General features: G+C 42.7%; 10 protein-coding genes. All 10 read right to left on the bottom strand.

Annotated features, from left to right (window positions below; translation table 11 throughout):
- Nucleotides 1-309: 309 nt before the first annotated feature.
- The 10 genes from O2Q26_RS16365 to O2Q26_RS16320 all read right to left on the bottom strand — a co-directional run bounded on the left by O2Q26_RS16365 (nucleotide 310) and on the right by O2Q26_RS16320 (nucleotide 12,303).
- Complete coding sequence (locus tag O2Q26_RS16365) at nucleotides 310-1,299, bottom strand: sodium:calcium antiporter (protein WP_289216915.1); 990 nt, start codon at nucleotides 1,297-1,299, stop codon at nucleotides 310-312.
- 1,005 nt (nucleotides 1,300-2,304) lie between these two features.
- Entirely contained in the window at nucleotides 2,305-3,807 is a 1,503-nt protein-coding gene (locus O2Q26_RS16360; protein WP_289216914.1) for a phytoene desaturase family protein, read from the bottom strand.
- A 17-nt stretch (nucleotides 3,808-3,824) separates the two neighbouring features.
- On the bottom strand, nucleotides 3,825-4,385 hold the full coding sequence (locus O2Q26_RS16355; RefSeq protein WP_289216913.1) for a methyltransferase family protein: 561 nt from the start codon (nucleotides 4,383-4,385) through the stop codon (nucleotides 3,825-3,827).
- A 390-nt stretch (nucleotides 4,386-4,775) separates the two neighbouring features.
- A complete protein-coding gene (locus tag O2Q26_RS16350; protein WP_253935820.1) occupies nucleotides 4,776-5,012 on the bottom strand; it encodes a hypothetical protein in 237 nt (78 codons plus the stop codon).
- A gap of 337 nt (nucleotides 5,013-5,349) precedes the next feature.
- Complete coding sequence (locus tag O2Q26_RS16345; protein ID WP_289216912.1) at nucleotides 5,350-6,690, bottom strand: copper amine oxidase; 1,341 nt, start codon at nucleotides 6,688-6,690, stop codon at nucleotides 5,350-5,352.
- Nucleotides 6,691-7,478: 788 nt separating this feature from the next.
- Complete coding sequence (locus tag O2Q26_RS16340; protein WP_289216911.1) at nucleotides 7,479-8,270, bottom strand: anti-sigma factor; 792 nt, start codon at nucleotides 8,268-8,270, stop codon at nucleotides 7,479-7,481.
- On the bottom strand, nucleotides 8,263-8,826 hold the full coding sequence (locus O2Q26_RS16335; protein ID WP_289216910.1) for an RNA polymerase sigma factor: 564 nt from the start codon (nucleotides 8,824-8,826) through the stop codon (nucleotides 8,263-8,265). The genes O2Q26_RS16340 and O2Q26_RS16335 overlap by 8 nt, the downstream gene beginning before the upstream one ends.
- A 218-nt stretch (nucleotides 8,827-9,044) precedes the next feature.
- Nucleotides 9,045-10,730 carry an acetate--CoA ligase gene (gene acsA / locus O2Q26_RS16330; RefSeq protein WP_289216909.1) on the bottom strand — a complete coding sequence of 562 codons (1,686 nt, stop codon included), beginning with the start codon at nucleotides 10,728-10,730 and terminating at the stop codon, nucleotides 9,045-9,047.
- A 13-nt stretch (nucleotides 10,731-10,743) separates the two neighbouring features.
- Nucleotides 10,744-11,457 (bottom strand): ABC transporter ATP-binding protein, encoded by a 714-nt coding sequence (locus O2Q26_RS16325; RefSeq protein ID WP_289216908.1) that lies wholly within the window; start codon nucleotides 11,455-11,457, stop codon nucleotides 10,744-10,746.
- Nucleotides 11,458-11,472: 15 nt separating this feature from the next.
- Nucleotides 11,473-12,303: an ABC transporter permease gene (locus O2Q26_RS16320; RefSeq protein WP_289216907.1), complete on the bottom strand. Its 831-nt coding sequence runs from the start codon at nucleotides 12,301-12,303 to the stop codon at nucleotides 11,473-11,475.
- Nucleotide 12,304: the final 1 nt, after the last annotated feature.

The following is a 12,304-nucleotide window of genomic DNA, read 5'->3' as shown; positions in this document are numbered from 1 at the left end:
AGAGTGCTTGGTGAGACCCCGGAGAGCGTTAGCTCGAGGAGGCTCACTGCGCTCCCACGGAAAGCGAGTGATTTCCCGGAGCTCTAAACGCTGTCAATCATAACGGAAACAGCCCGAATATCTCGAATCTGAGTCTTCAACTAAAGGGAGCGTTAGTTTATCGAATTCAATTTTACATTTTAAAAGGCTCGGTCGATAGACGACCGAGCCTTTTGTGATTGTCATGCAAAAGCTTTTACACATTATAAAGAAATTCACTATACAAATTGTTAGTTTTGCGGAACCTGTGTAGTATAAGAGGAGCCTTTCTTAACGCATTTGGAACACAAAAAACGTGGTGACAAAATAACCCACTATAATCAAAATCGAAGGCAGCGAATAACTCCAGGTCGGCTTCCCTCTCTTTCGAGAAATACTAAAAATGATCAGCATAATAAACACAATGGAAACGCCGCCGGTAATCAAGTTGGATGGTCCCGATTCACTTAACAATCCCCCTCGCAAGTAAATGATATCTGTGATTGCTAAAACCATTAGGTTAAAGGCATTACTTCCAAGAAGAGAGCTGACGCCCAGGTTGAATTGACGGAGCTTTAAAGCCGTCCCTACACTGACAGCATCAGGCAATGAGGTACTTATCGCCACGAGAAACGCTCCGACAAATGACGTACCAAGACCGGTAATGGTAGCGATTCTTTCAGCAGTAATAGTCAACACACTACCGATGATCATAATACCTACCGCTGCAGCAGCAAAGTAGGTTACGACTTGCTTGTACGTATACTCTTTATACCGTTTAATCTCGCGTTTGATTTTTCTTCCTTTATATTCTGTTCGATCATTAATCCATTTAGAACCGATAAAATATAATAAAACGACTGCAATCGTTGAATAACTTATATGAAAAATATGAGTTGGCAGACTTAAGCTCAACCCTAAAAGTACGATAAGCGTTAATAGAATAACGAGCCACCCATATAACTTACTTTCAACCGTCGCATGGGTCATCACTTGATGACGTCGATAAACTAAATCGAAAATTGCCAGCCCCATGATATTGAAAAGATTACTTCCTATCAAATTCCCTACTGCCAGATCGGGAGCGTCAATAGCAATAGCGGTAACACTGGACGTTAATTCCGGTAAAGAAATAGCAACTCCAATTAGAATCCCCATAAATGAGGAAGATGCCTTTGTCTTCTCTTTCACCGCATCTCCGAACATGGTCAGCCTTGAAGCTACAAAAAAAGTAGCCACTGCGGCTAATATAAACAATCCAAATACTAAAACATTACTCATAAATTGATCTCCTTAAAATTATCTCTTATCGCATACCGATACGTTTCCCCAATTAGTAACACACAAAACTGCAAAAAAAGACGCTGACTTTGAGAGTAGGAGGTAGTTTCAGCACTGTAAAGAAAATATTAATAAACAGCTTAGTTATCACACTAAAACAAATTATAGAATGTAACTAAAGCTCCCTTTAGTGGCAGACTCAATTTCGAGACATAACGAGAATCTAGGGGCTCCGGGAAACGGATCGCTTTCTGGGGGTCGGGCGCTGAGCCTCCAGGAGTCTCACCGTTTCCCTCCGCCCCTTTACATATAAGGATCTCGAAACCGCTTCAAGAAAAAGCAAACATTTGCTGATTATTATAACAAGTATCCTATGTTAAAAACCTTCATTTAAAGCGCTATCTTCTCACGCGACAGGCATATAGAAGACCCTCTTTCTTGATAGAAGGGTTCGTTTCTAACTTTCATCGAATGGGTTGGTTGAAAATCTGCTAGACTCCCTTTGTTAAATCGGAAGCGCTTTGGTCAGCGGCGTATGGACTGGACGGAGCTGGCGGAGATAAAGGAAACACGAAGAACGAAGGGACTCGATGTTGACTTATCGTACAGAAGTGAAGGAAGTCCCAGTAGCCGCTAAGCGCTGGAGCTGGAGATATGGCCTGATTCACGCTCTATACTATTCAAGTGTAAGAGGTGGGAGAAGGATGTAGGCGAGATCCCTCAGGGCGGCAAGCCCGAGGAAGCTCGCCACTTCCCCCACAGGAAAGCGAGTAGCTTCCCAACCACCCCTGACCCTCATTACGGCAACGAACCCCGGGTTGTCTCGAAATACAGTCTTCAAGTATCCTGCCAGTTTGTTTAAGACTTATCCTTTAGAACCTTTATGATTGTGTGTTAAAAAAGCAGACCAAGTCCTAAACGGATTGGTCTGCTCTTTATTAGCCTATTTAATATACGTCTCAGAAGGACCAAAGCTGCTAACTCTACGAGGGCGGCTTCATGACGTTATGTTACTTTTTCAGTAGAATTTTCTTTGATTAAATCTGCCGTTAATTGACCTGAAAGAGTCACCATCGGCACCCCGCCACCTGGATGTGTTGAACCTCCTACAAAGTACAGGTTCTCATACACCTGGCTCTTCGAAGGCACCTTGAATCCGCCATTCGTTTTCTTGTCAGAGGCTATGCCGTAAATCGATCCTCCATTTGGCCCATATAAACTTTCCAAGTCTTCTGGAGTAAAACGGTACTCATACTCAACCGACTCTCTTACGCCTTCCATTCCCATACGTTCCAGCTTATCAAGAACTGTTTCTCGGTAAGCATCCCAATCAATTGGTTTGCGTTTGCCATTCTTCAAAGGAGGAACGTGGGTGAGTACGAAAAGATTATCTTTACCGGCAGGAGCTTGAGTCTCATCGGATCGAGCGGAAATGCCGATATAAATGGTTGGATCGTCAGCCGGTACACCTTTGTCAAAAATCTGCTTGAATTCTTTTTCCGGATCTTCTGAGAAGAAGAAGTTGTGATGCTTAAGGTTTTCAAACTTTTTATCCGTTCCCAAAAGCAGCACTAGACCAGAAACTGTCGGCTGGAATTTTTTCTCGAGCGCTTTTGTTTCTTTTTTCACTTTTGAAGAATTCGGAGCCAGTCTACGATAGGATGGGATTGCCTCCAGGTTCGAGACGACGACGTCTGCCGTGTGAACCGTTCCATCTTCCGTTTCCACCCCTACGACTTTCTCCCCTTCAACGACGAGCTGTTGAACAGGCGTGTTCAACTGGACATCTACACGCAGTTCATCCATCAATTTACCCATTCCTTCAGCGATTTGATACATACCGCCCTTCACATAATGAATGCCTAAACCAAGCTGAACATAGACGAGCTGATTCAGAATCGCTGGAGCCGAGTAAGGGTTGGATCCGACATACATGACAAAATAGTTGAATATCTGCTCTAAATATTTGTTGTCGAATTGCTTGTGAGTGGATTTAGCGATAGTAGTCATCGGATCCATTTTTAACAGATCACTTAATTTATGATGGCTTTTTAAATCCTTCAAATCCTGAATACTATATTTATAGAAGCTCTTCATACATAGCTCGTACATATCCTGACTATAGGAAAGAAAATCGGTCAGCTTACGATTGGGACGTTCCGTGACTTTTGCCATTTCTTCAAGCATAGTAGGCAGGTCACTTGTCACATCCAATTGTGTCCCATCTTCAAAGAATGTACGCCACTGCGGCTCGACTCTTTCTACCGTTATGTAATCCTCTAAACGGCGATGAACACTACTGAACAGCTGCTCTAATACCCACGGCATCGTTAAAATGGACGGACCGGTATCAAATGTGAAACCTTTGCCTTCCCTTCGATTCAACTTTCCACCCAGGTTGCTGTTTTTCTCAATCACTTTCACATCATAACCGTCTCCACTCAACCTTATAGCTGCCGACATTCCGCCTAATCCTGCCCCTACTACAATCGCTTTTCTTTGTTCCACTCCATCCACCTCCAAAGTTAATAAACAAACGGAATCAACCGGTATCGTGATTTACACCACTCCCGATAAAGGTCTCCGTGCGCTTCTATCAGCATAGCTTCTTCGAGTCGAATTCTGTTTATTAAAGAGAGCCCCACAAGCCCTCCACCTATCACTGCTGTCCAAACATTTCCTACTCCCAGACAAAATCCTACGATTATCAATAACAATCCGGTATATAGGGGGTGCCTTAATTTCCTGTATGGACCAGTACTAACTAAACGATCACCCTTCTTCACGGAAACGTCTCTAGTAAATTGTTCTCTCAGGTGAAGAATTCCATAGTATCTTAGAAATACTCCCACCCCGTACATTAAAAGTCCGATCCACCAAATCAAAGGCAGGTCGATCACTCCGATATGTAACTCCCTCATCCATAAAGTCAAAGGAATTGTCAACCCGACTGCAAGAAGAATCAGGGGAAATGACTTCTTCTCTAATCGACCCTCGTCAGATGAAGACAGCCGGTTGCGGAAAATTAGAAATTCCGCCAGCCAAATTAATGTAATCCCTATAAAGATGTAATCAAACATAGTCATGTATATGACCCCATCTTAGAGCCGATAGATGCATGTCACTCCCCCATTCTTCTAATCAAAGCTGCCACACTTGTCAATTCCCCGAGACGCACAATCATAAACGAAAGAAAACACATTAAACGCTTGTATGCTATTCTTACGTTACGTATGATTTTTAGTAGGAGGTATCGCTATGCACATTCCATCGATTACGAAAGAAAACCTCAAGTAATGGAGATCATCTATTGGAGTTTTATATTAACTGTTGTAGCTCTGACTTTTTTGATCATTTTTAAAAAGCTGGACAGGACTAGCTACATTCTCATTACAATTATAACTCTAGGTTACGCTATACTGTTAGCATTTTCCTTTCTTTATCCATAATAAAAAAGGCAGGTTCACTGCCTTTTTTTATTTTATATTAGATTTTTGCTCCTGCCGCTGCTTATTAACGGCCTCACGAATATGATAAAGTTCGGCGTACATAGCGGCAGCAAATACTGTCAGCACGCTTAGAAACATGGACAGCACAAACACAGAGCCATCTAAACCGAAACCTAACACAGAACTAAATCCGATGACTGCCCCGATTGTAACTCCTATTCCTAAAAAGATCAGTATTTTTTGTAACGTAACTGAATAAAACAATCCAAATCACCTCTCTGCAATTAACATCTACTACAGCTATACCCAAATATCCCAGGAAGCACACATAGGTTATACTCAAACACGTAAACAAGTTATTTATTTCTAATATAAAGTCATCCTAAGAAAATGATATCGACAAAAGAAATTTTCTCTATACCTTTATAATTCAGCCGCTTGTTTTTGTGAGTTTAATTTGTGCTTAAATACGGTAAGCACACTTTCTTAAGCTCAGAGTTCATTAAATATTTCCACAAAAAAATGGACAAAATCACTTAAGATTTCGTCCATAAAATAGTGTGGCATATTAAATTTTTCTGCCTGGTAACTAATATATCTATTATTGGTTTGACCTTTTCTTGAATACTAACAGTCCGCTAGCTCCAACTAAGGCAAGAATAGAAGCATAGATCCATAGATCCATATTTACATTCGCTGTTCCACCCATACCTGTTTGAGGCATTTCTTCCGGCATTTCACTTGCAGCGAATTGATCAGGGAATTGATCGACAAACCCTGCAGACAAGGCTTTAGAAGCCATGAACATATGTCCATAAGAATCTCTTAAAGTTTCGTAAGCCATATCATAATCTTCCGCTGTATATTGATCAAAAGTGTTGATGAGCAGATCCACGTGTTCTCCGAGGCTTTCAGATAAGACATCTGCGTCCAGACGTCCTTCAGATGCTGTCTCCAGGAAAGAAGAAAAGTCTGCGCGATAGGCATCAAGAGCTTCGACCGCTTCTTCTTGCTTAGCTTCTTCACCTTCAGCTGTTCCTTCCACATACGTTACAAAATCGCCAATGTGACCTTCCCACATTTCTTTGAATTCCATTCCGGCTTCTTCTCCATATACAGAAGCAATAGCATTAGAGAGATCTTCGGTATTATTCGATAAAGCTTCAACAGACGCTTCATAATCTTCTGTTCCTTCTACCCCATTTTGCATGGCCATTGTAGCAAGACCTGCATGTTCACTTAATAAATGGTTCAAGTTAGAACGAAGATCAGCTGCTGGTGTATCAGCCATTGTATCGTTGAATTGATCCGGGAATTGATCAACGATTGCACCGGTCAGTCCTTTACTTACGCCATACATATGATGAATGGCTTCACGTTCCTTCGAATAAGCTTCTTCGTAGTTTCCTTCTACATAACTATCGAAAGCACCAATCAATTGATTGACATGCATTTGAAGTCCTTCTGCCAGCTCATCTGCGTTCAAACGTTCCTCTGTTGCTGATTCCAGAAAAGCAGAAAAGTCTGCACGATAGTCATCCAGTTCTTCTTTTGCCATTTCTTTTGCTTCTTCATCTTCTTCAGCCGTTCCGTTAACGTAATCTACAAAATAACCGATATGCTCAGACCACATTGTTTTAAACTGCATGCCCGCTTCTTCACCATAAACAGATCCGATTGCTGCGGATAGGTCATCTGTGTTTGCTGATAAAGCATTTGCTGAAGCTTCAAAATCCGGTGCGCCTTCTGCACCTTTCCTCATCGTTTCAGCTGCTAGAAAAGCGTGTTCACTTAACAACTTGTCCAGTTCGGCACGAAGTTCTACAGCCTCCGTTTCTACCGTAGGCATACTATGGTCATCTGCGTTGACCACATCCACTGACGTCGGAAGTAACAACGCCGCACTCAGAGGTACTACTAAACATGCTTTTTTGAAATCCATTTTCACATCGCTCCCTTTCGATAATTAATCATTCATATAGCTATCGAAGCAGAAGACAAAATGGATCATTATTTTTCAAAATTCTTTTTAAATATCTTTATTTATTATTTATAAGAGAGATATTCAACAATATGGCAGGATAGTTTAAGAGTTGATTTCGAAATTTTAAATCTGGGTTCTTTGCCAGGTTGACAGGCAGGGGTGGTGGGGAAGCTACTCGCTTTCCTGTGGGGGAAGTGGCGAGCTTCCTCGGGCTTGCAGCCCTGTGGGATCTCGCCTACATCCTTCTCCCACGGGAGTCTCGCAGCTTCCCCACCACCCCAGTCGAAATGGAATGAACGAACCCTTTCTCCAGAAAGAGCGACTTCCACTTATCCTGACACATAGAGATGTTGTCTTCTATAGAAAATTTTTCAGCATGGGACACTTGTTACGAAGCCACAATAGTAAGCTTTTATGGGGGCGTTCCTCAATTTGCAACATAATGCAACGGAAGTTTTCGTTTCGCATATTCATTGCAAAGAGCTCCGAGAAATGGCGAAACTCCTGTGGGAAAAGAGTGCTTGGTGAGACCCCGGAGAGCGTTAGCTCGAGGAGGCTCACCGCGCTCCCACGGAAAGCGAGTCATTTCCCGGAGCTCTACATACTGTCAAACATAACGGAAACAGCTCGTACCTCTCGAAACTGATTCTTCAGGAATAGGAACTTATATAAAACGGCGACGTAGGCTTTATCCGAATCATTTATTTAAAAAAGACAGGCAGCTGTCGAAAGCTGCCTGTCATCTCTTATAATTCTGCACTTAACAATATATTTCCTTGAGGTGTTTCGCTATTAGCATCTGGTTCTTTTGTGATGGCCACAGCGTCCCAGTCTATTCCTTCAGGTAAACCATCCATAGAATAAGCGACAGCCCCGTCCCCGTTTTCATTGGATATAAAGGACCCAGCACGGTGCGGAGTTTCTCCTTCAAGCAGCCAAACCTGGTACACTTCTTCTCCATCAAGTTGTTCCAATTGTTCAGCTTGAAGCGTCAGGATTCCTCCATTGTCTCTATTGATCATAGCCGCTGTTGCAGACGCCGAAGATTCCCCCTGCAACTGAACTCTTTCAGCCACTTGATCGGTTCCTTCGTCTTCTTCAGGAGGCGTCACTTCTTCAGGATCTTCCGGTTGTTCAGCGATATCCTGCTCATTGACTAAAGCATATATATTTCCTGCTAACGACAATAATAGTGCCGCTGCTAATCCGCGCATGACCCATGAACTCCTTTTCGACTTCGAAGCCGTTTGTTTAGACATAGGCACTACTGGAGTTTCTGCAGGTTTTGTCACAGGTGCTTCATCATCGCTTTCCTCTGTACTTTCCGAAAAAACAGATGTCAGCACTCTTTCTTTCATACCTTCAGGCGGGTCTACGGGCTCCGCAGCGAATGGCAAGTCTCCAGTCAACAAACGAAGCTCTTTCAGTTCTTCCTGACAATCTTTACAGTTCTCTAAATGAGCTTCAAAAGCTTTCTTTTCATCTTCGTTTAATTGATCATTAAAATAATCGATGACTACATCACATTCGTTACGCATCGTAAACGCCCCCTTTCCCTGTTGATAAATTCTTCTTAAGGTGTTTTAAAGCCAATCGTATTCGTCCTTTTACAGTGCCCAGCGGTATATCACATTGTTCAGCAATCTCCCGCTGACTTAATCCTTTAAAATAAAATAAGTCCACCATTTCTTTTTGCTCTATTGATAATTGGTTCATTGCTGTACGTATCGTTTCCCCCTGCTCTTTCCACTCAACAAGATCTTCAGTCGTTTGATCCGATTGTTCGGGCAGATCTGTTTCTTCTTCTATAGAAACTGCCAATTTTTTATTTTTCCGGATGAGATCAATGGCCGTATACCTTGTAATCGTAACGATCCATGAAGAAAACTTGCCTTTTGATTCGTCATAGACCGCCTTCTTTGTCCATAGTTTAATAAATACTTCTTGCAGTACTTCTTCTGCTAATGTCTGATCACCAGATAACTTGATAACAAAAGAATAAAGCAATTTTTCATACTTGTCGTATATTGCTTCAAGCGATTGTTTATTACCATCTGCCATCTGGAGATAGAGCTCTAAGTCACGATTTCTCATAGCACTCTCCTTCAGTATTGGATGTAGTTATCATAGCATAATTCAAGTGACATTCTCTTGTTTGAAGGTATGCTGTATAGCTATCGTAATTGGAAGTGAATTGGATCACTTTATTAATCAAAACACGTGATGCAACCCCTTTCACATAAGAGTTATGACCACCTTTGCACCTCTTTTATGGAAGGATCGTTCATAAAAAAACAGAGTAACTTTGTAAGTTACCCTGCCTTATCTCTTTTCTTCAATTCTCTTCGTAAAACTTTACCGCTAATTTGAGTTTTCGGAAGCTCGTCTACTACTTCGATCTCTTTTGGCGCAGCATGAGCAGCGAGTCCGCTGCGGACGAATAATCGAATCTCTTCTAATAACTCGGCACTTTCTTCATACCCCTCGTTCAAAGCGATGAAAGCTTTGACGATTTCTCCTCGAACGGGATCAGGTTTTCCGATGACCCCTACCTCTTTAACAGCTTCATGTTCAATCAACTTACTTTCAACTTCAAAAGGTCCGATTCTTTCTCCAGACGAGTTGATCATATCATCACTGCGTCCCTGGAAGAATACGTAGCCTTCTTCATCAAGGTAGGCGAGATCACCTGCAATATACCACTTTTCGCCGTAAGGGAAATAAGATTTGAACTTCTCTTCATTTTTCCAAACTTCTTTCATTAAAGAAGGCCAGGAGGATTTGATAGCTAAATGGCCGGTTTCTCCTGCCGGTAACTCGTCTCCTTCTTCGTCCAGGACAGTTACCTCAATTCCAGGAATCGGTCTTCCCATGGACCCTGGTTTGATCGTCCTGGTAGGCAGGTTGGCTACGAGCTGAGCACCTGTTTCTGTCATCCACCACGTATCGTGAATGCGCAAATCAAGGGCTTTTTCACCCCAATAAATAACCTCAGGATTAAGCGGCTCTCCTACACTTAAAACGTGGCGAAGAGAAGATAAATCGTATTTTTCCAATGTTTTATCTCCATTTGCCATCAGCATTCGAAAAGCTGTCGGGGCACTGTACCACACAGATACTTGAGCCTGTTCAAGAACCTGATACCATGAGTCTGCTGAAAAACGACTGCCGTGAATAACCGTAGTGACACCATTCAACAGCGGGGCAAATACGCCGTATACTGTACCTGTCACCCATCCAGGGTGAGCCGTACACCAATAGACGTCGTCCTCTTTCAAGTCAAGCACCCACCGGCCCGTCTGATATTGCTGAATCATATTTCGGTGAGCATGAATGATTCCTTTCGGTTTGCCTGTGGATCCGCTTGTATAATGAATATTCAAACCATCGTCCAAATCCACCCAAACGGTTTCTGCTTGATCATCAGCTTCTTTTGCTTCCTTAGTAATCGAAATATCGGAGCCGGAAGCTTCAAGATCTGTCGTAAACACTGTTTTCAGGCTGGGAATCTCAGGTCTATTCACACGATCAAGGAACTTGGAATTCGTTATGAGGAATTCCCCTTCACAATCATTGATTCTATCTTTGACAGCCTCTTCCATAAACGCTTCAAAAAGCGGGCCGACAACGGCTCCGATTTTTATCGCAGCTAACATAGCGATATGACAATGAGGATGTTTAGGTAAGAATACAAAAACGAAATCTCCTTTAGTTACACCATGATCTTTGAGCACGTTGCTCCACCGGTTCACTTCCCGTTGGAGCTCTTCATACGTATACGTCTCTTCTTCATTTTCAGAAAAATAATGGAGGGCGATTTTATCTCCCTTACCTTCATCAACATGTCTGTCTACACATTCATACGACATATTGACCTTACCTGATTCATACCAGGTGAATACTGGATGGACGCGTTCCCAATTAAAGGTTTCCCCCTCCATCCATTCCTCAGCTACATTGTATGATCCCAGCCGGGGCGGAAGAATTTTTGTTGTCATACGATGAGCCTCCTTACTCTTTAGTAAAGTCCAGTTCTTTTAATACGTCTTGCTTCAGCTCTGCCAAGTAAGAGTCCCCGCGCTTCCGCGGCCTCTTTGCTTCCACGGTGATTTGAGATTCAATCCGTCCTGGCTGGCCGCGCATGATGATGACACGATCACAAAGGTATAAAGCTTCATCTATATCGTGGGTCACAAGCAAGGTTGTCGTTTGGTGTTTTTCAAAAATATCCAGCAGCAAATCTTGCAGCTGCATTTTCGTAAACGCATCAAGGGCGCTGAATGGCTCATCGAGAAGCAGAATTTCTGGACGGATAAGAAGAGAACGGGCAATGGCGGCTCGCTGGGCCATTCCTCCTGAGAGATCTTTAGGATAATGATTTTCAAATCCTTCTAACCCTACCGTCTTCATCAGCTCAAAAGCCTCTTGCTTTTTATCTTTTTTCCCTGTGCCGAACACTATGTTTTCCCATACGTTAAGCCAGGGCATCAAGCGTGGTTCCTGGAACATCATGCCAAACGCTTGATTTGGATCATTCGCTTCTGTCTTGATCTCTCCTTCGAAATTTTCATCAAGACCTGAAAGCACTCGAAGCAGGGTGCTTTTTCCACACCCACTTGTGCCTAGAACACCGACAACTTCTCCTTTTTCCAAACTCAAGTTCACATTTTTAAAACCGGCTTTGCCGCCCTGGAATATTCTTGATACTTTCTCGACTGCTAACATGCCACGTCCTCCTCTCTATGAAGCATTTTCCATATTGTCCTGCCATTTCAACGTCCTCGTCTGAATTCGTTTTAGTATCTCATCAGTGATTTTCCCAAAAATAGCGAACAGCAAAATACTGGCAATCACTAATTCTGGAGCAGAAGTGTTTTGGCCGAAGACCATCAAATATCCAAGCCCTTCACTAGCTCCTAATAATTCGGCAGCAACAACGAACATCCAGCCTAAACTCAAACCGCTTCTTAATCCCACAAGAAATGAAGGGAGAGATGCCGGCAAAATAATTCGCTTGATTTGTTGCAGAGCTGTAAAGTGGTACATCCGTCCTACTTCAATTAATTTACGGTCGACTCCTTGAATCCCAGAAGTTAAATTCAAATACACTGGGAAAAATACTCCGACAGCCACAAGAGTGATCTTCGACGTTTCGCCTATTCCTAGCCACAGGATGAATAAGGGAACCCATGCTAGAGAAGGAATAGCGCGCAGAGCCTGAAGCATCGGATCCAATACTCGTTCAACAATTTTAATATAGCCTGTTGCTGCGCCAAGGAGAATCGCCGCTCCTGTTCCTAATAGGAATCCTGCGAATACTCGATACAACGTAATCCAAATATGACCCCAAAGTTCACCTTCCTGAGCCATCGTAATCACTTCTTCGAGTACAGTTGTAGGCGCTGGAAGTAAGTGAGGTTCTACAAATCCTCCCCTGGAAGCCATCTCCCATATGATAATTAAAGTAACGGGAAGGAGACTTCCTACAACGACATTAGATTTCAGTGGATTGATAGTTGTTTTTTCCTTCTTTGTTGTTGGTCTTACCGCAGCTTCTGTTTGACTTGCCATG

This window comes from Halobacillus campisalis, assembly GCF_030345335.1.
Lineage (GTDB): Bacteria > Bacillota > Bacilli > Bacillales > Halobacillaceae > Halobacillus_A > Halobacillus_A campisalis.
The sequence above is the reverse complement of the archived record's forward strand: the minus strand, read 5'-3'. Positions and strand labels throughout refer to the sequence as shown.